The 18,978-nt window shown below is 71.9% G+C and carries 18 protein-coding genes; 1 reads left to right on the top strand and 17 read right to left on the bottom strand.

Features of this window, described 5'->3' with window-relative positions:
• Positions 1-42 precede the first annotated feature (42 nt).
• From carB to pyrR, 6 genes are all read right to left on the bottom strand, one after another.
• Positions 43-3,351, bottom strand: coding sequence for a carbamoyl-phosphate synthase large subunit (gene carB / locus ACGF1Z_RS28375; protein ID WP_393008802.1), 3,309 nt, complete (start codon positions 3,349-3,351; stop codon positions 43-45).
• Positions 3,344-4,501, bottom strand: coding sequence for a glutamine-hydrolyzing carbamoyl-phosphate synthase small subunit (gene carA / locus ACGF1Z_RS28370; protein WP_393008800.1), 1,158 nt, complete (start codon positions 4,499-4,501; stop codon positions 3,344-3,346). Before carA ends, carB begins: the two co-directional genes overlap by 8 nt.
• On the bottom strand, positions 4,498-5,082 hold the full coding sequence (locus ACGF1Z_RS28365; protein WP_393008798.1) for a hypothetical protein: 585 nt from the start codon (positions 5,080-5,082) through the stop codon (positions 4,498-4,500). Before ACGF1Z_RS28365 ends, carA begins: the two co-directional genes overlap by 4 nt.
• Complete coding sequence (locus ACGF1Z_RS28360; protein ID WP_393008796.1) at positions 5,079-6,392, bottom strand: dihydroorotase; 1,314 nt, start codon at positions 6,390-6,392, stop codon at positions 5,079-5,081. The genes ACGF1Z_RS28365 and ACGF1Z_RS28360 overlap by 4 nt, the downstream gene beginning before the upstream one ends.
• 8 nt (positions 6,393-6,400) lie before the next feature.
• Entirely contained in the window at positions 6,401-7,375 is a 975-nt protein-coding gene (locus ACGF1Z_RS28355) for an aspartate carbamoyltransferase catalytic subunit (protein WP_393008794.1), read from the bottom strand.
• An 86-nt stretch (positions 7,376-7,461) separates the two neighbouring features.
• Entirely contained in the window at positions 7,462-8,025 is a 564-nt protein-coding gene (pyrR, locus tag ACGF1Z_RS28350; protein WP_393008792.1) for a bifunctional pyr operon transcriptional regulator/uracil phosphoribosyltransferase PyrR, read from the bottom strand.
• A 246-nt stretch (positions 8,026-8,271) separates the two neighbouring features.
• On the opposite strand from pyrR, the gene bldD reads away from it, so the two are divergent.
• Positions 8,272-8,772 (top strand): transcriptional regulator BldD, encoded by a 501-nt coding sequence (gene bldD, locus ACGF1Z_RS28345; RefSeq protein WP_189976704.1) that lies wholly within the window; start codon positions 8,272-8,274, stop codon positions 8,770-8,772.
• Positions 8,773-9,312: 540 nt separating this feature from the next.
• Here the strand turns inward: bldD and nusB are convergent.
• The 11 genes from nusB to mltG all read right to left on the bottom strand — a co-directional run bounded on the left by nusB (position 9,313) and on the right by mltG (position 18,939).
• A complete protein-coding gene (nusB, locus tag ACGF1Z_RS28340; protein WP_393008789.1) occupies positions 9,313-9,744 on the bottom strand; it encodes a transcription antitermination factor NusB in 432 nt (143 codons plus the stop codon).
• A 2-nt stretch (positions 9,745-9,746) separates the two neighbouring features.
• On the bottom strand, positions 9,747-10,313 hold the full coding sequence (gene efp / locus ACGF1Z_RS28335) for an elongation factor P (RefSeq protein ID WP_393008787.1): 567 nt from the start codon (positions 10,311-10,313) through the stop codon (positions 9,747-9,749).
• Positions 10,314-10,361: 48 nt separating this feature from the next.
• Positions 10,362-11,468 carry an aminopeptidase P family protein gene (locus ACGF1Z_RS28330; protein WP_393008785.1) on the bottom strand — a complete coding sequence of 369 codons (1,107 nt, stop codon included), beginning with the start codon at positions 11,466-11,468 and terminating at the stop codon, positions 10,362-10,364.
• 154 nt (positions 11,469-11,622) lie between these two features.
• Complete coding sequence (locus ACGF1Z_RS28325; RefSeq protein ID WP_393008783.1) at positions 11,623-12,519, bottom strand: AAA family ATPase; 897 nt, start codon at positions 12,517-12,519, stop codon at positions 11,623-11,625.
• Between the two features lie 110 nt (positions 12,520-12,629).
• Positions 12,630-13,076 (bottom strand): type II 3-dehydroquinate dehydratase, encoded by a 447-nt coding sequence (gene aroQ / locus ACGF1Z_RS28320; RefSeq protein ID WP_393008781.1) that lies wholly within the window; start codon positions 13,074-13,076, stop codon positions 12,630-12,632.
• Entirely contained in the window at positions 13,073-14,167 is a 1,095-nt protein-coding gene (aroB, locus tag ACGF1Z_RS28315; RefSeq protein ID WP_393008779.1) for a 3-dehydroquinate synthase, read from the bottom strand. Before aroB ends, aroQ begins: the two co-directional genes overlap by 4 nt.
• Complete coding sequence (locus ACGF1Z_RS28310) at positions 14,164-14,682, bottom strand: shikimate kinase (protein WP_393008777.1); 519 nt, start codon at positions 14,680-14,682, stop codon at positions 14,164-14,166. Before ACGF1Z_RS28310 ends, aroB begins: the two co-directional genes overlap by 4 nt.
• Positions 14,679-15,863 (bottom strand): chorismate synthase, encoded by a 1,185-nt coding sequence (gene aroC, locus ACGF1Z_RS28305; RefSeq protein WP_393008775.1) that lies wholly within the window; start codon positions 15,861-15,863, stop codon positions 14,679-14,681. The genes ACGF1Z_RS28310 and aroC overlap by 4 nt, the downstream gene beginning before the upstream one ends.
• 131 nt (positions 15,864-15,994) lie before the next feature.
• Positions 15,995-16,228: a hypothetical protein gene (locus ACGF1Z_RS28300; protein WP_393008773.1), complete on the bottom strand. Its 234-nt coding sequence runs from the start codon at positions 16,226-16,228 to the stop codon at positions 15,995-15,997.
• Positions 16,229-16,303: 75 nt separating this feature from the next.
• Positions 16,304-17,131, bottom strand: coding sequence for a shikimate dehydrogenase (locus ACGF1Z_RS28295; RefSeq protein ID WP_393008771.1), 828 nt, complete (start codon positions 17,129-17,131; stop codon positions 16,304-16,306).
• The gene (gene mltG, locus ACGF1Z_RS28290) at positions 17,131-18,939 is read right to left on the bottom strand and encodes an endolytic transglycosylase MltG (RefSeq protein ID WP_393008769.1); all 1,809 of its coding nucleotides are present in this window, start codon (positions 18,937-18,939) and stop codon (positions 17,131-17,133) included. The genes ACGF1Z_RS28295 and mltG overlap by 1 nt, the downstream gene beginning before the upstream one ends.
• Positions 18,940-18,978 lie beyond the last annotated feature (39 nt).

The following is an 18,978-nucleotide window of genomic DNA, read 5'->3' as shown; positions in this document are numbered from 1 at the left end:
CACCGCGGGTCGTGCCGGTGTCCCCCTGCTTCTTCGGGCTGCTTAGTCGCGGGCCGCGGTCAGGTGCTCCGCGTGCTCCTGGAGCGAACGGACGCCGACGTCGCCTCGGCCCAGGGCCTCGATGCCCTGGACGGCCGCCGCGAGCGCCTGGACCGTGGTCAGGCACGGGACGGAGCGGGCCACCGCCGCCGTACGGATCTCGTAGCCGTCGAGGCGGCCGCCGGTGCCGTACGGCGTGTTGACGATGAGGTCGACCTGGCCGTCGTGGATCAGCTGGACGATGGTCTTCTCGCCGTTGGGGCCCTCGCCCTCGGACTGCTTGCGCACGATGGTGGCGTTGATGCCGTTGCGCTTGAGCACCTCGGCCGTGCCGGAGGTGGCGAGCAGCTCGAAGCCGTGGGCGACCAGCTCACGGGCCGGGAAGATCATCGAGCGCTTGTCGCGGTTGGCGACCGAGATGAAGGCGCGGCCCTTGGTGGGCAGCGGGCCGTAGGCGCCGGCCTGCGACTTGGCGTACGCCGTGCCGAAGACGCTGTCGATGCCCATGACCTCGCCGGTGGAGCGCATCTCCGGGCCGAGGACGGTGTCCACGCCGCGGCCGTGGATGTCGCGGAAGCGGCTCCACGGCATCACGGCCTCCTTGACGGAGATCGGCGCGTCGAGCGGCAGGGTGCCGCCGTCGCCGTTCGCCGGCAGCAGGCCCTCGGCGCGCAGCTCGGCGATGGTGGCGCCGAGCGAGATGCGGGCGGCGGCCTTCGCGAGCGGCACCGCGGTCGCCTTCGAGGTGAAGGGGACGGTGCGGGAGGCGCGCGGGTTGGCCTCCAGGACGTACAGGATGTCGCCGGCCATCGCGAACTGGATGTTGATCAGGCCGCGGACGCCGACGCCCTTGGCGATCGCCTCGGTGGAGGCGCGCAGGCGCTTGATGTCGAAGCCGCCGAGGGTGATCGGGGGCAGGGCGCAGGCCGAGTCGCCGGAGTGGATGCCGGCCTCCTCGATGTGCTCCATGACGCCGCCGAGGTACAGCTCCTGGCCGTCGTAGAGCGCGTCGACGTCGATCTCGATCGCGTCGTCGAGGAAGCGGTCGACGAGGACCGGACGGGTCGGGGAGATCTCGGTGGACTCGGCGATGTACGCCTCCAGGCGCGCCTCGTCGTAGACGATCTCCATGCCGCGGCCGCCGAGCACGTACGACGGGCGGACGAGCACCGGGTAGCCGATCTCGTCGGCGATGGCCTTGGCGCCGGCGAAGGTGGTCGCGGTGCCGTGCTTGGGCGCGGGCAGACCGGCCTCGGCGAGGACCTGGCCGAAGGCGCCGCGGTCCTCGGCGGCGTGGATGGCCTCCGGGGAGGTGCCGACGACCGGGACGCCGTTGTCCTTGAGCGCCTGGGCGAGACCGAGCGGGGTCTGGCCGCCGAGCTGGACGACGACACCGGCGATGGGGCCGGCCAGCGACTCGGCGTGGACGATCTCCAGCACGTCCTCGAGCGTCAGCGGCTCGAAGTACAGGCGGTCGGAGGTGTCGTAGTCCGTCGAGACGGTCTCCGGGTTGCAGTTGACCATCACGGTCTCGTAGCCGGCGTCGCTGAGCGCGAAGGAGGCGTGGACGCAGGAGTAGTCGAACTCGATGCCCTGGCCGATGCGGTTCGGGCCGGAGCCCAGGATGATCACGGCGGGCTTGTCGCGCTGCGCGACCTCGGTCTCCTCGTCGTAGGACGAGTAGAAGTACGGGGTCTTGGCGGCGAACTCGGCGGCGCAGGTGTCGACCGTCTTGTAGACCGGCCGGACGCCGAGGGCGTGCCGGACCTCGCGGACGACGTCCTCGCGCAGACCGCGGATCTCGGCGATCTGGGCGTCGGAGAAGCCGTGGCGCTTGGCCTCGGCGAGCAGCTCGGGCTCGAGCTTCTCGGCGGCGGCCAGTTCGTCGGCGATCTCCTTGATGAGGAAGAGCTGGTCGACGAACCACGGGTCGATCTTGGTGTGGTCGAAGACCTCCTCGGGCGTGGCGCCCGCGCGGATGGCCTGCATGACCGTGTTGATCCGGCCGTCGGTCGGACGGACGGACAGCTCCAGGAGCTCGGCCTTGTCGCCGGGCTCGCCGGTGAAGGTGAACTGCGAGCCCTTCTTCTCCAGGGAGCGCAGGGCCTTCTGGAGGGCCTCGGTGAAGTTGCGGCCGATCGCCATGGCCTCGCCGACCGACTTCATGGTCGTGGTCAGCGTGGAGTCGGCGGAGGGGAACTTCTCGAAGGCGAAACGCGGGGCCTTGACGACGACGTAGTCGAGGGTCGGCTCGAAGGAGGCCGGGGTCTTCTCGGTGATGTCGTTCGGGATCTCGTCCAGCGTGTAGCCGACGGCGAGCCGGGCGGCGATCTTGGCGATCGGGAAGCCGGTGGCCTTGGAGGCGAGCGCGGAGGAGCGGGAGACGCGCGGGTTCATCTCGATGACGATGACGCGGCCGTCGTCCGGGTTGACGGCGAACTGGATGTTGCAGCCGCCGGTGTCGACGCCGACCTCGCGGATGATCGCGATGCCGATGTCGCGCAGCACCTGGTACTCGCGGTCGGTCAGCGTCATCGCCGGGGCCACGGTGATCGAGTCACCGGTGTGGACGCCCATCGGGTCGAAGTTCTCGATGGAGCAGACGACCACGACGTTGTCGTTCTTGTCGCGCATCAGCTCCAGCTCGTACTCCTTCCAGCCGAGGATGGACTCCTCCAGGAGCACCTCGGTGGTCGGGGAGAGCGTGAGGCCCTGGCCGGCGATGCGGCGCAGCTCGTCCTCGTCGTGCGCGAAGCCGGAGCCGGCGCCGCCCATGGTGAAGGAGGGGCGGACGACGACGGGGTAGCCGCCGAGCGTCTCGACGCCCTTGAGGACGTCGTCCATCGAGTGGCAGATGACCGAGCGGGCGGACTCGCCGTGGCCGATCTTGGCGTTGACGGCCTCGACGACGCCCTTGAAGAGGTCGCGGTCCTCGCCCTTGTGGATGGCCTCGACGTTGGCGCCGATGAGCTCGACGCCGTACTTCTCCAGGACGCCCTGCTCGTGCATGGAGATCGCCGTGTTGAGGGCCGTCTGGCCGCCCAGCGTCGGCAGGAGGGCGTCGGGGCGCTCCTTGGCGATGATCTTCTCGACGAACTCGGGGGTGATCGGCTCGACGTAGGTGGCGTCGGCGATCTCCGGGTCGGTCATGATCGTGGCCGGGTTGGAGTTGACCAGGATGACCCGCAGGCCCTCGGCCTTGAGGATCCGGCACGCCTGGGTGCCGGAGTAGTCGAATTCGGCGGCCTGGCCGATGACGATCGGGCCGGAGCCGATGACCAGGACGGACTGGATATCGGTGCGCTTAGGCACGCTCGGCCTCCATCAGGGATACGAAGCGGTCGAAGAGGTACGCGGCGTCGTGCGGGCCCGCGGCCGCCTCGGGGTGGTACTGGACGGAGAAGGCCGGCTGGTCGAGCAGCTGCAGCCCCTCCACGACGTTGTCGTTCAGGCACACGTGGGAGACCTCGGCGCGCCCGAAGGGGGTGTCGGAGACCTTGTCGAGGGGCGCGTCGACGGCGAAGCCGTGGTTGTGCGCGGTGACCTCGACCTTGCCGGTGGTGCGGTCCTGGACGGGCTGGTTGATGCCCCGGTGGCCGTACTTCAGCTTGTAGGTGCCGAAGCCGAGCGCGCGGCCGAGGATCTGGTTGCCGAAGCAGATGCCGAAGAGCGGGGTCTTGCGGCGCAGGACCTCCTGCATGACGGCGACGGGGCCGTCGGCGGTGGCCGGGTCGCCCGGGCCGTTGGAGAAGAACACGCCGTCCGGGGCGACCGCGTAGACGTCCTCGGCGGTGGCGGTGGCGGGCAGCACGTGGACCTCGATGCCGCGCTCGGCCATCCGGTGCGGGGTCATGCCCTTGATGCCGAGGTCGACGGCGGCGACGGTGAACTTCTTCTCGCCGATCGCGGGGACCACGTAGGTCTCCTTGGTGGCGACCTCGGCGGAGAGGTTCGCGCCCTTCATCTCGGGCTGCTGGCGGACCTCGGCGAGCAGGGTGCCGTCGTCGGGGAGCGCGCTGCCGGAGAAGATGCCGACGCGCATGGCGCCGCTCTCGCGCAGGTGGCGGGTGAGGGCGCGGGTGTCGACGCCCTGGATGCCGACGACGCCCTGGCGGCGCAGCTCCTCGTCCAGGGAGCGCCGGGAGCGCCAGTTCGAGGTGACGCGGGCGGGGTCGCGGACGACGTAGCCGGAGACCCAGATGCGGGCGGACTCGGGGTCCTCGTCGTTGACGCCGGTGTTGCCGACGTGGGGGGCGGTCATCACGACGACCTGGCGGTGGTACGACGGGTCGGTGAGGGTCTCCTGGTAGCCGGTCATGCCGGTGGAGAACACGGCCTCGCCGAAGGTCTCCCCCACGGCCCCGTAGGCACGGCCGCGGAAGATCCGGCCGTCCTCCAGAACGAGTACGGCGGGAGCCGCCTTGGGCCTCGGGGAGGCAGCCCCCTGGATGGAGGTTGTCATCGTGCGATGCCTTCCGTCGTGTTGATCAGCTTGTTCAGGGTCTCGACCCAGGCGGCGTGGTCGGCCGCCCGGTCGGCGCGGAAGCCGGAGTCGAGCAGGGTGTCGCCGTGGGCCCAGGTGACGACCAGGAGGCCGCCCTCGGTGAGGACCTTGCCGGCGATGCCCTTGTCGAGGCGGGCCTCGCGCAGGGCGTCGGCCGGGATGAGGAAGTCGTTCGCCCCGGGGCGTACGACGCTGATCCCGGCGTCCGTCAGGGTGAGCTCGGCCCGGCTGCGGGTGCCCAGGCCGTGGGCGACGATCCGGTCCAGCCACTGGCCCGCCGTGGTGGAGCCGTGGTAGCGGCCGCTCATGGACAGCGTGGCCGGGGGCGGCTCGGTCCCGGCGGGGGCTTCCGGCACCTCGGGGAGGGGCGGGAGGCCGGACTGGAGGCTGCCGCGCCACTTCCATCCCTGGCGCATCAGCCAGTAGACGAAGGCGATGAAGAGCAGGAGTCCGGCGACCCAGCCGATCCGTCCGGCCCAGTCGGTGACCTCGGCGGACTTCTGTCCGCCCGCTTCGGCCAGGTGAATGAGAGGTGTCACGCCAGCTTCCCGTCGACGAGCGTTGCCCGGCCCCGCAGGAACGTGTGGGTGACGCGTCCCGGCAGCTCGCGGCCCTCGTAGGGGGTGTTGCGGCTGCGGGAGGCGAAGTCGGCGGGGTCCACGACACCACGGTATGCCGGATCGACCAGCGTCAGGTTGGCGGGCTCACCTGCCGAGACGGGGCGTCCGTGGCCGATGGCCCGCCCGATCTGCGCGGGCCTGACGGACATCCGGTCGGCGACGCCGGCCCAGTCGAGCAGGCCGGTCTCGACCATCGTCTGCTGGACCACGGAGAGCGCGGTCTCCAGGCCGACCATGCCCATGGCGGCGGCGGCCCACTCGCAGTCCTTGTCCTCGTGCGGGTGGGGGGCGTGGTCGGTGGCCACGATGTCGATGGTGCCGTCGGCGAGGGCCTCGCGCAGCGCCATCACGTCGCGCTCGGTGCGCAGCGGCGGGTTGACCTTGTAGACCGGGTTGTACGAGCGGACCATCTCGTCGGTGAGGAGGAGGTGGTGCGGGGTGACCTCGGCGGTGACGTCGATGCCGCGGGACTTGGCCCAGCGGACGATCTCGACGGAGCCGGCGGTGGAGAGGTGGCAGATGTGCACGCGGGAGCCGACGTGCTCGGCGAGGAGCACGTCGCGGGCGATGATCGACTCCTCCGCGACGGCCGGCCAGCCGCCGAGGCCGAGCTCGGCGGAGACGACGCCCTCGTTCATCTGGGCGCCCTCGGTGAGGCGGGGCTCCTGGGCGTGCTGGGCGACGACGCCGCCGAAGGCCTTCACGTACTCCAGGGCGCGGCGCATGATCACGGCGTCGTCGACGCACTTGCCGTCGTCGGAGAAGACGGTGACACCGGCGGCGGAGTCGTGCATGGCGCCGAGTTCGGCGAGCTTGCGGCCCTCCAGGCCGACGGTGACGGCGCCGATCGGCTGCACGTCGCAGTAGCCGGCCTCCTTGCCGAGCCGGTAGACCTGCTCGACGACGCCGGCGGTGTCGGCGACCGGGTGGGTGTTGGCCATGGCGAAGACGGCCGTGTAGCCGCCGGAGGCGGCGGCGCGGGTGCCGGTGAGGACCGTCTCGGAGTCCTCACGGCCGGGCTCGCGCAGATGGGTGTGCAGGTCCACCAGACCGGGCAGCAGGATCCGGCCCTCGGCCTCGATCACCTCGGCGTCCTCGGCCGACAGGCCGGTGCCGCTCCAGTCGATCTCGCCCGTCGGGCCGGTGGCGGCGATGAGCTCGCCGTCGATCAGGACGTCCTGCGCCTCGCCGCCGAGGACCTTCGCACCACGGATCAGAATCTTGCTCATGGGGGGTCTCAGCTCTCCTCGGTGGTACGGGTGGTGGCGGGCTCGGAACCGCCGAGCAGCAGGTAGAGGACGGCCATCCGGATGGAGACGCCGTTGGCGACCTGCTCGACGACCGTGCAGCGGTCGGAGTCGGCGACCTCGGCGGTGATCTCCATGCCGCGGACCATCGGCCCGGGGTGCATGACGATGGCGTGCTCGGGCATCTTCGCCATCCGGTGGCCGTCGAGCCCGTAGCGGCGCGAGTACTCGCGCTCGGTCGGGAAGAAGGCGGCGTTCATCCGCTCACGCTGCACACGCAGCATCATGACCGCGTCGGACTTCGGCAGCACGCCGTCGAGGTCGTACGAGACCTCGCAGGGCCAGGTCTCGACGCCGACGGGGATCAGGGTGGGCGGGGCCACCAGGGTCACCTCGGCGCCGAGGGTGTGCAGCAGGTCGACGTTGGAGCGGGCGACCCGGCTGTGCAGGACGTCGCCGACGAGCGTGACGCGCTTTCCGGCCAGGTCCTTGCCGAGGCCGGCGTCCCGGCCGACCAGGCGGCGGCGCATGGTGAAGGCGTCGAGCAGGGCCTGGGTGGGGTGCTGGTGGGTGCCGTCGCCGGCGTTGATGACGGGGGCGTCGATCCAGCCCGAGGTGGCCAGGCGGTACGGGGCGCCGGACGCGCCGTGCCGGATGACGACGGCGTCGACGCCCATCGCCTCCAGGGTCTGCGCGGTGTCCTTGAGGGACTCGCCCTTGGAGACGCTGGAGCCCTTGGCGGCGAAGTTGATCACGTCGGCGGAGAGGCGCTTCTCGGCCGCCTCGAAGGAGATCCGGGTGCGGGTGGAGTCCTCGAAGAAGAGGTTGCAGATCGTGCGCCCGCGCAGGGTCGGGAGCTTCCTGATGGGCCGGTCGGCCACCCGGGCCATCTCCTCGGCGGTGTCGAGGATGAGGACGGCGTCGTCGCGGGTGAGGTCGGCGGCCGAGATGAGGTGACGCATCATCGGGGTTTTCTCTCCGTGGTGGGGAGGTGCGTGGGCATGCGGGTGCGCAGGGGTGTGCCCAGGACCCGTCGGGTGTGCCGGTCCGGCTAGGAGACGGGCTTGCTGCCGAGCAGCACGGTGTCGCGACCGTCCTCCTCGGCGAGCAGGACCTTGACCGTCTCCCGCAGCGACGTGGGGAGGTTCTTGCCGACGTAGTCGGCGCGGATCGGGAGCTCGCGGTGGCCGCGGTCGACGAGGACGGCGAGCTGGACCGCGCGCGGGCGGCCGATGTCGCCGAGGGCGTCGAGGGCGGCGCGGATGGTGCGGCCGGAGAAGAGGACGTCGTCGACGAGGACGACGAGGCGGCCGTCGATGCCGTCACCGGGGATCTCGGTGCGTCCGATCGCACGGGCGGGCTTCATCCGCAGGTCGTCCCGGTACATGGTGATGTCCAGGGAACCGACGGGGACCTTGGCGCCGGTGATCGACTCGAGCTTCTCGGCGAGCCGGCGGGCGAGGAAGACACCACGGGTGGGAATGCCGAGGAGGACCACGTCGTCGGCGCCCTTGGCGCGCTCGACGATCTCGTGGGCGATGCGGGTCAGGACCCGCGCGATGTCGGGGGCCTCGAGAACGGGCCGTGCCACATCGGTGTGCTGCTGTGCGTCCATATGAAAACGGACCTCCTTCTCCGCCTCACGGGACGGACCTTAAAGGACGTCGGAATTGCGCCCTCCACCTTACCAGGGCGGCTTCGCGTCCAGCTCACCACCCTGGACGCCACTCCGGAGACCGTCCCCCGGGAGGGGCCGGTACGGACCATTCGGCTTGACGGGAGAGTGTCACGCTGCGTAACCTCACAGTGAGTTACCAGCCGCGCGGCGCAGCCGCATGTCGTCACAGCGTCCGGGAGCGTTATGTCCAGCGAATACGCAAAGCAGCTCGGGGCCAAACTCCGTGCGATCCGCACCCAGCAGGGCCTTTCCCTCCATGGTGTGGAGGAGAAGTCCCAGGGCCGCTGGAAGGCGGTCGTGGTCGGCTCGTACGAGCGTGGCGATCGCGCCGTGACCGTGCAGCGCCTGGCCGAGCTGGCGGACTTCTACGGTGTGCCGGTGCAGGAGCTGCTGCCGGGCACCACGCCGGGCGGAGCCGCCGAGCCGCCGCCGAAGCTGGTCCTCGACCTGGAGCGGCTGGCCCACGTCCCCGCGGAGAAGGCCGGCCCCCTCCAGCGCTACGCGGCGACGATCCAGTCGCAGCGCGGCGACTACAACGGCAAGGTGCTGTCGATCCGCCAGGACGACCTGCGCACCCTGGCCGTGATCTACGACCAGTCCCCCTCGGTCCTGACGGAGCAGCTGATCAGCTGGGGCGTCCTCGACGCGGACGCGCGCCGCGCGGTCGCCCACGAGGAGAACTGAGCCGACAGGCCTCAGCAGAAACGTGCCGCCGGGGCCCCGGGAGTCATCGCGACTCCCGGGGCCCCGGCGTTTTCGCGTACCCGGGCGGCCGGATTCACCCGTTCGGCGGTACGGCGCGCGAGACTCCGCGGTGCGGCGGTCGGAGGGAGCCGTGGAGACCGCAGAGGGGATGGGACACAGCAAGGGGCGAGCGACCCGGTGCCGGACGCCAGGCCACGGGGCCGGGACGGGGCGGCAGAGGCCGGAGGGGTGTCCGTACGGCGGCGTACCCCGGCCGCGCCGGGCGGCCGTACCCCGGCCACGGCCACAGCCGGGGGCGCGGCACGTCCGGGCGTACCTCGGGGACGGCACAGGGCCCGGTGGGGCGGGCGGGACGCGGACACGGCCGAGGGCGTCGCACACCGGGACGGCAAGAACCCGGCGGGGCGGGCGGAACGCGGACACGGCCGAGGGCGTCGCACGCACGGGCGTACGCGGGGACGGCGAAGGGGCCCGCAGCACGGCGTGTGCTGCGAGCCCCTTCGCCTGCCGGGGAGCCGCTCAGGCGTCCCGGCGCAGTCGCGGCTTCAGGTCCTTGAAGCGCGCGAGCAGACCGTTGACGAAGGTCGGCGACTCGTCCGTGGAGAACTCCTTGGCGAGCTGCACGGCCTCGTCGATGGCGACCGCGTCCGGTGTGCCGTCGTCCCAGATCAGCTCGTACGCCCCGAGGCGCACGATGTTCCGGTCGGCGACGGGCATCCGGTCGAGGTCCCAGTCCACCGCGTAGGTCGCGATGAGGTCGTCGATGCGGGCCACGTGCTGGGCGTAGCCCTCGACCAGCTGCATGGTGAAGTCGTTCACCGGCGGCTGGCGGTCGTCGGCCCGGTGGAGCCGAACCTGGTCCGCGAGGACTTCCTGCACCGAGGCGCCTCGCTGGTCGGCCTCGAACAGAATCTGGAAGGCCCGCCTGCGGGCCTTGCTCCGGGCGGCCACGGTTAGTCGTTCACCCGGCCGAGGTAGTCGCTGGTGCGGGTGTCGACCTTGATCTTCTCACCGGTGGTGATGAAGAGCGGGACCTGGATCTCGTGGTCCGTCTCCAGGATGGCGGGCTTGGTGCCGCCGGTGGAGCGGTCGCCCTGGACGCCCGGGTCCGTGTGCTTGATCGTCAGGACGACGGCGGCCGGGAGCTCGACGTAGAGCACGGAGCCCTCGTGCTGCGCCACGGAGGCGGTGAAGCCCTCGATGAGGAAGTTGGCGGCGTCGCCGACGGCCTTGCGGTCGACGTGCAGCTGGTCGTAGGTCTCCATGTCCATGAAGACGAAGTAGTCGCCGTCCATGTAGGAGAACTGCATGTCGCGGCGGTCGATGGTGGCCGTCTCGACCTTCACACCGGCGTTGAAGGTCTTGTCGACGACCTTGCCGGACAGCACGTTCTTGAGCTTGGTGCGCACGAAGGCGGGGCCCTTGCCGGGCTTGACGTGCTGGAACTCGACGACGGACCAGAGCTGGCCGCCTTCGAGCTTGAGCACCATGCCGTTCTTGAGGTCGTTCGTGGAAGCCACGGTTGCGGAATCTCCTGGACTGACGCCGACCGGGAGGCGTACGCGCCGTTACAGCGCGAGCAGCTCCTTGGTCGTGATGGTGAGTAGCTCGGGTCCGCCGTCCGCCTCCTGGCGTACGACGAGCGTGTCATCGATCCGGACTCCGCCCCGGCCCGGGAGGTGGACCCCCGGTTCGACGGTGACCGGCACGCAAGCGTCCAGTTTACCCATGGCCGCGGGTGCGAGCTGCGGGTCCTCGTCGATTTCCAGGCCCACCCCGTGCCCGGTGAGGGCCGCGGCGGTGTCGCCGTGGCCGGCCGCGGCGAGAATCTGCCGGGCCACGCGGTCGATGTCCCGGTACTCGGCGCCGGGCACGAGGGCCTCGCGGGCAGCCCGCTGAGCGGCGAAGACGAGGTCGTACAGCTCGATCTGCCAGTCCGCGGGAGTGGTGCCGATGACGAAGGTGCGGCCGATCTCGCAGCGGTAGCCGCGATAGTTGGCGCCGAGGCAGACGGAGAGGAAGTCCCCCTCCTCGACCCGCCGGTCGGTGGGCCTGTGCCCGGCCCGGCCGGCGTGCGGCCCGGTGGCCACGGAGGTGGGGAAGGCGGGCCCGTCGGCGCCGTGGTCGACGAGCCGGCGCTCCAGCTCCAGGGCGAGGTGCCGCTCGGTCCTGCCGACGAGGATCGACTCCAGGAGCTCCCCGAGGGCCTGGTCGGCGATCTCCGCGGCGATCCGCAGACAGGCGATCTCGTCCTCGTCCTTGACGATGCGCAGCTGCTCCACGGCGTACGAGAGGTCGGCGAGCCGCAGCTCGGGGGCGGCGGAGCCCATGGCGCGGTGCCGGGCCACGGTCAGATGGTGCTCCTCGACGGCGAGCGCGTCCGCGCCCGCCTTGCGGGCGAAGCCGACGCCCGCGACCGCCGGATCGCCGCCGCCCGTGGGCAGCACCAGCTGGCGCAGCAGTTCGTCGACCCGTCCGTCGGCCGGATCGCCGCCGGGGGCGGTCGGACAGAGCAGGACGTCCTCGTCGGGGCCGAGCAGCAGCACCGCGCCGGCGGGCGACCCGCCGGTGAGATAGCGGACGTTGGCGGGGCGGGAGACCAGGGCCGCCGGGCTGCCCGCGGCCGCACTCCGGTCGCGCAGCCGTAGACGGCGGTCCGCATACACCTCTGACATGCTCCGAGCCTACGAGCGGCCGGGCGCCACGGCCTGTTGTGAACGCCCGACCGGGCAGCACCCGCCCGAGGAGCCCCCGACGGGGCAGGAGCCGCAGACCGGGCACGCCCGGCCGGGGGCGTCCGCCCGCCGGGCCGGCCCTGCGGGCGGCGGGTCAGGCGGGGGGCCGGCCGGAGATCGCGCGGGCCAGGACGTCGTCCAGGACGCGGGCGGTGGTCTCCACGTCGTACGTGGAGTTGTCGATGATCGGGAGCCCCGAGCCGTACCAGCCGGCCATCCGGCCGTGGATCGCGGCGACCTCCTCGTCCGCGAGGCGCCGGTTGCCGCTGCGCTCGGCGTTGCGCTCCAGGACGATGTCCAGACCGGGCAGCAGGACGACGGGCAGCAGGCCGGGACCGACATGACGCTTCCAGCCGCCGAGGCCGACGACCGGCCAGTCGGGGAAGACGGCGTCGTCGAGGATGCAGGAGATGCCGTTGGCCAGGAAGTTGCGGGCGGCGAAGCCGCAGGTGCGGCGCGCCAGCCGGTACTGCGCCTCGGAGTTCTCGTTCCAGCCGGACTGGGGGTCGGCGAAGCCGGAGCAGACCCATTCGCGCACGTCGTCGAGGCTGATGTGGGCGGTGGGGACCGGGCGCCGGGTGGCCCAGTGGCGGGCGACGGTCGTCTTGCCCGCGCCGGCCGGGCCTATCAGCAGCACGGCGAGCGTGGCGCCGCCGGTGCCGGTGACGGCGGGCGGCAGCGTGATGTGCGAGGTGACCTGTCCGCCGCTCCACCCGGGCGGCGGGCCCTGGGGAGCGGGCGCGTGCGGGACCGGCGGTCCCTGCGGACCGGCGGGCGCCTGGTGGCCCTGCGGACCGGGGTGGGCCGGGGGGCCCTGCGGAGCGGCGGGCGCCGACGGTCCCGGCTGCCCGGCCGGCGGCGCCGGGTAGGGATGGTGGACCGGGACCGGCGGGTGTCCGCCCTGGGCCCGGGCGCCGGGGGCCCCGGTGCCCCAGTGGGCCTGGCCCGCGGCTTCGTTCGGTGGCATCGGAGCCCCCATCCCGTGCTGCATCCGGTGCCCCACTCCGTCCCTGCGCCGATTCGTCGTTGCCGGAACGTTACCGCCCCCGGCTTCCCGAGGGGAAACGGCCGGGGGCGGAGCGAGGTGCCCGAAGGGTTCCGTCAGGCGTCGAGCTCCTCCGCGAGCGCGCGCAGGGCGAGCCGGTAGGAGCCGATGCCGAAGCCCGCGACGGTCCCGGTGGCGACGGCCGCGACGACCGAGGTGTGCCGGAACTCCTCACGGGTGTACGGGTTGGAGATGTGCACCTCGATCAGCGGCGCGGTGCGCTGGGCGGCCGCGTCGCGCATCCCGTACGAGTAGTGGGTGAAGGCGCCGGGGTTGAGGACGACCGGGAGGGCGTCGTCGGCGGCCTCGTGCAGCCAGCGGATCATCTCGCCCTCGTCGTTGGTCTCGCGCACCTCGACGTCGAAGCCCAGCTCCTCGCCGAGGCTCCGGCAGGACTCGACGAGCCCCTTGTAGGAGGTGGCGCCGTAGATGTCGGGCTCGCGGGAGCCGAGGCGGCCGAGGTTCGGGCCGTTCAGGACGAGGACGCGACGCCGTTCGGTCACGCGGACACCTCGCCGTACGCCGCGACGAGGACGGCCGGGTCGGGGCCCTCCAGGACGGCCGGCTTGCCCAGCCCGTCGAGGACGATGAAGCGCAGCAGGTCGCCGCGGGACTTCTTGTCGACCTTCATGGTCTCCAGGAGCTTGGGCCACTGGTCGCCGCGGTAGGTGAGCGGCAGCCCGACGGACTCCAGGACGGCGCGGTGCCGGTCGGCGGTGGCGTCGTCGAGGCGGCCGGCGAGCCGGCCGAGCTCGGCGGCGAAGACCATGCCGACGGAGACGGCGGCGCCGTGGCGCCACTTGTACCGCTCGTTCTTCTCGATGGCGTGGGCGAGGGTGTGCCCGTAGTTGAGGATCTCGCGGCGGCCGGACTCCTTGAGGTCGCCGGAGACGACCTCGGCCTTGACCTCGATCGACCGCACGATGAGCTCGGCGGTGTGCGGTCCGGCCGGGGTGCGGGCGGCCTCGGGATCGGCCTCGATGAGGTCGAGGATGACCGGGTCGGCGATGAAGCCGGCCTTGATGATCTCGGCGAGCCCGCTGACGTAGTCGTGCACCGGCAGCGAGTCGAGCGCGGCGAGGTCGCACAGCACACCGGCCGGCGGGTGGAAGGCACCGACGAGGTTCTTGCCCTCCGCGGTGTTGATGCCGGTCTTGCCGCCGACGGCCGCGTCGACCATGGCCAGGACGGTGGTGGGCACGGCGATCCAGCGCACGCCCCGCAGCCAGGTCGCGGCGACGAAGCCGGCCAGGTCGGTGGTGGCGCCGCCGCCGACGCCGACGATGACGTCGCTGCGGGTGAAGCCGGTCTGGCCGAGCGCCTTCCAGCAGTAGGCGGCGACCTCGACGGTCTTGGCCTCCTCGGCGTTGGGCACCTGGATGGCGACGGCCTCGAAGCCCTGGTCGGCGAGGTCGGCGCGGAGCGCCTCGCCGGTCTCGGCCAGCGCCTCGGGGTGGATCACGGCCACCCGCTTGGCCCGGGGGCCGATCAGGCCGGGAAGCTCACCGAGCAGCTGCCGGCCGACCAGCACCTCGTACGGATCGGTGCCCGCGGAGCCGCCGACCTGGATACGGGTCACTGCCTGGTCCGTCATACGTCCTTCAACTCCAGTGCGTCGAGGATCGCGTCGGCGACCTCTTCGGGCGTGCGGTCGTCGGTGGCGACGACGGCGCTCGCGACTTCTTCGTACAGATGGCGGCGTGCGTCCATCAGCTCGCGCCACTGGCGGCGCGGGTTGACGGCGAGCAGCGGCCGGGCGGCGCCGAGGCCGACGCGGCGCACGGCGGCCTCGACGTCCATCGAGAGGTACGCGACGGGCAGCCCGTGCAGCAGCTCGCGGGTGGCCGCGTCGAGCACGGCGCCGCCGCCGAGGGCGAGGATGCCCCCGTGCTCGGCGACCGCGCGGCGCACGGCCTCGCGCTCCAGGGTGCGGAAGTGGTCCTCGCCGTCCTCGACGAAGATGTCCGCGATCTCACGCCCCTCGGCGGCGACGATGTCGGCGTCCGTGTCCCGGTAGGGCGCGCCGAGCCGTTCGGCGAGGAGCGCGCCCACGGTGGACTTGCCGGAGCCCATCGGTCCGACGAGGACGACCAGCGGGCCGCCGGTCACCGGATGTGGAGGTTGTCGAGGTAGGACCGCACGTTGCGGCGGGTCTCGGGGACGCTGTCGCCGCCGAACTTCTCCAGCACGGCGTCCGCCAGGACCAGCGCGACCATCGCCTCGGCGACGATGCCCGCGGCCGGGACGGCGCAGACGTCGGAGCGCTGGTGGTGGGCCGCGGCGACCTCGCCGGTGGCGACGTCGACGGTGGCCAGGGCGCGCGGGACGGTGGCGATCGGCTTCATCGCGGCGCGGACGCGCAGCAGCTCGCCGGTGCTGAGGCCGCCCTCGGTGCCGCCGGCGCGGCCGGAGCTGCGGGTGATGCCCTCGGGGCCCTTGACGATCTCGTCGTGGGCCTGGGAGCCGGGCACCCGGGCGAGGTCGAAGCCGTCGCCTACCTCGACGCCCTTGATGGCCTGGATGCCCATGAGGGCGGCGGCGAGCCGGGCGTCGAGGCGCCGGTCCCAGTGCACGTGGGAGCCGAGGCCGACGGGCACGCCGTACGCGAGGACCTCGACGACGCCGCCGAGGGTGTCGCCGTCCTTGTGGGCCTGGTCGATCTCGGCGACCATCGCCTTCGACGCGTCGGCGTCGAGGCAGCGCACCGGGTCGGCGTCGAGCTTCTCGACGTCGGCCGGGGTCGGGTAGAGGCCGTAGGGGGCCTTGGCGGCGGCCAGCTCCACGACGTGGGAGACGATCTCGATGCCGGCCGTCTCCTTCAGGAAGGAGCGGGCCACGGCGCCGAGGGCGACGCGGGCGGCGGTCTCACGGGCGCTGGCGCGCTCCAGGATCGGCCGGGCCTCGTCGAAGCCGTACTTCTGCATGCCGGCCAGGTCGGCGTGACCGGGACGGGGGCGGGTCAGCGGCGCGTTGCGGCCGGTCTCCTTGAGCTCCGCGGGGTCGACCGGGTCGGCCGACATGACCTTCTCCCACTTGGGCCACTCGGTGTTGCCGACCATCACGGCGATCGGCGAACCGAGGGACAGGCCGTGCCGGACGCCGCCCAGGAAGGTGATCTCGTCCTGCTCGAACTTCATGCGGGCACCGCGTCCATAGCCGAGACGCCGCCGTGCGAGATGGTCCGCCACCAGCTCCGTGGTGACCGGAACGCCGGCCGGAAGTCCCTCAAGGGTTGCAACCAGCGCGGGTCCGTGGGACTCCCCCGCCGTCAGCCAACGCAACCTGCTCAACGATGCTCCTCATGCTCGCGCCTGGGCACTGCGACGGCGCGACCTGGGTGCGCGGCCCTGGTCCGCCTCCCCCGATCCTCCCACGTCCCGGGACCCGATCGATCTCCGGTCCACGAGTCGGGACACAGGTCTCACGAGTCGGCCCGGGTCGGAGTCTCCTCCCCGGCAGCCTCACCGCGCCCCAGCCACCGCTCACGGCACCAGGACCCCACCACGTACAGGACGAACGCGGATCCCAGAGCGATGACGGGATAGCGGATCCAGGCCGGTCCGTCCATGAGGGCGAACCGGATCAGCCCTCGCAGCAACAGCAGGAGATCGATCCCGAGCTCCCATTTCGACGCGAGCAGCACGTCGCCCCCCATGACCGGCCTTCCCCCTCTGGCCCCTCTGGCCCCTCTGGCCCTTCTGGTCCCTCTGGCCCCTCTGGCCCCTCCGGATCAGCGCTCGGCGAGCGCCTGCTCCCCCGCCGCCCGCATCGCGGCCAGCGGCCCCGGAGCACGCCCGGTCATCTGCTCGACCTGGAGCACCGCCTGGTGCACCAGGAGGTCGAGCCCGCCGACGATCTTCCCGCCCCGCGCCGACCAGGCGGCCGCGAGCCGGGTGGGCCACGGGTCGTACAGCACGTCGAACAGCGTTCCGGGCCCGTCGGGCACGGCCGCGGCCAGGGCGTCGGTGGTCCCCGCCGGGGTGGTCGCGATCACCAGCGGTGCGGCGAAGGCCTCCGCCGCCGCGTCCCAGGCGGCGGTGCGCACCTCGACGCCGAGCCGCTCGCCCCAGCCGCGCATCTCGTCGGCGCGGGCCTCGCTCCGTACGTACGCGGTGACCGGCCCGGCGCAGATCCGGGCGAGCGCGGCGAGCGCCGAGGAGGCGGTGGCGCCCGCGCCGAGCACGGCCGCGGAGTCCACCTTCTCGACGCCCCGCTCGCGCAGGGCGGCGATCATGCCGGGGATGTCGGTGTTGTCGCCGACCCGGCGTCCGTCCCCGGTGAGGACGACCGTGTTGACGGCCTCGACCGAGGCCGCGGTGTCCGTGATCTCGTCGAGCAGCGGGATGATCGCCCGCTTGAGCGGCATGGTCAGCGAGAGCCCCGCCCACGTGGTGTCCAGCTCGCCCACGAAGCCGGGGAGCCCCGCCTCGTCCACCTCGAAGCGCCCGTACGACCAGTCGTCGAGACCGAGCTCCCGGTACGCGGCCCGGTGCAGCACCGGGGAGAGCGAGTGGGCGATCGGAGAGCCGAGGACGGCCGCCCGTCGTGCTGCCGCCATCAGTTCTTCCTCGACTCGTTGAACTTCTGGACGAGCTTCTGGTGCTCCGCGTTCGTCTTCGTGAACTGGGAGGTCTTGCCGTCGAGCGAGATGAAGTAGTACCAGCCGTCGTTCGTCGGGTTGACGGTGCCGGTCATCGCCTCGTTGCCGGGGTTGCCGATCGGACCGGGCGGCAGGCCCTTGACGAAGTAGGTGTTGTACGGGTTGTCGTACTTCCGCAGCTCGGTGAGGGACAGGTCGAGCTTGCTCTGGTTCTTGATGTAGTTGTACGTCGAGTCGAACTCGAGCCCGCCGTAGGTCTGCGGGTTGGACGGCTTGAGGCGGTTGTAGACGACCTCGGCCATCTTCTGGAAGTCGTCGTGCGACGTGCCCTCCGCCTGGACCAGGCTCGCGATCGTGACGAGTTCCCAGGGGCCGTCGACGCCGAGCGCCTTCGCCTTGGCCTCCAGGTCGTACTTGCCGTACTCCTTGTTCGCCCGGCTCACCATCTTGCGCAGGACGTCCTCGGGCTTGTTGCCCTTGGCCACGGGGTAGCTCGCCGGGAAGAGGAAGCCCTCCAGCGGGTCCTTCACGTCCTTGTGGTTCTTCGCCCAGTCCGGGAGGCCGAGCTCGTCCGCCTTGGCCTTGGCGACGCCCTGGGTCGTGCCGGGCTCGAGCCCGAGCCTCTTGTCGATCTGCTCGTACACCCAGACGTTCCGGCGGCCCTCGGAGATGACGAAGTTGGCCTTGCTGAGCGGACTCAGCATCAGCGTGACCGCGCTCTCGGCCGACATGCCCTTCTTCAGGGTGTAGACGCCCGCCTGGATCGAGATGCCCTTGGGGTTCTTCTGCTGGGCCGAGACGAAGGCGTCGACGCTCTTGACGACCCCCGCCTTCTTGAGGATGTTGCCGATCTCGTATCCGCCGGCCTCGTCCGGGATCTCGACCTGCACGTCGCCCGAGCCCGCACCCACGTAGTCCGGCGCCTCGCCGAACTGGCCCTGCCAGAACTGGTAGCCGAAGTAGCCGACGCCGGCCACACCGCCGACGATGACGGCGGCCACCACCAGGCAGGCCATGCCGTTCTTCGCCTTGCGGCCCTTGTTGCCGCGGCGGTCGCCGCCGGAGCGGGAGCCGCGGCGGCCGCCCGGCTCCTCCTCGTAGTCGTCCTCGTCCCCGTCGGCGTACTCGTCCTCGCGGTCCTTCGTGCCGCGACGGCCGCGCGGACCCGGGGCGGGCTCCTCACCGGTGAAGAAGGGATGGTCCTCCTCCGGCTGCTCCTCGTCCCAGTCCGTCGTCGGCTGCGGGGGGACCTGCCGCCGGCCCGGGGGCTGCGGCGGGGGGTAGGCCTCGGGAGTGCCGTAGAGGTCCGGGTCCTGGCCGCCGTACGGATCGGCGGGGGGCGCGTGGTACGGCATGGCCGCCTGGCCGGACTCCCAGGTGCCGTCGTACTGCTGTGCGGGATACCCGGGCGTGTCGTGACCGCCCTGGTTTCCGTACTGCTGGTCTCCGTACTGCTGGTTGCCGTACTGCTGGTCTCCGTACTGCTGCGCGCCGTACTGCCCGCCGTACTGCTCGGCGCCGTACTGCTGCGCGTCGTAGCCCTGCGGCTGCTGGTGCTGGTACATCCCGTCGGCGTACGCCTGCTGCTGCCCGTACGGGTCCTGGTGCCCCTGGGGCTCCTGGTGCCCGTACGGCGGCTGCTGCTGATGCTGCGGCTGCTGGTGCTGCTGCGGATACTGCTGCTGGCCCTCCCACCCCTGGTCCCCGTACAGGGGATCCGTGGGGTGCCACGGTTCGGAGCCGGGGCTCCGGCCATACTCAGTCATCGATCCCCAAACAGCCGCGAGGCTTCCGGACGTTCCGCC

This window comes from Streptomyces sp. NPDC048018, from assembly GCF_043202995.1.
Lineage (GTDB): Bacteria > Actinomycetota > Actinomycetes > Streptomycetales > Streptomycetaceae > Streptomyces.
This window is presented reverse-complemented; position numbering and strand designations above follow the sequence as displayed.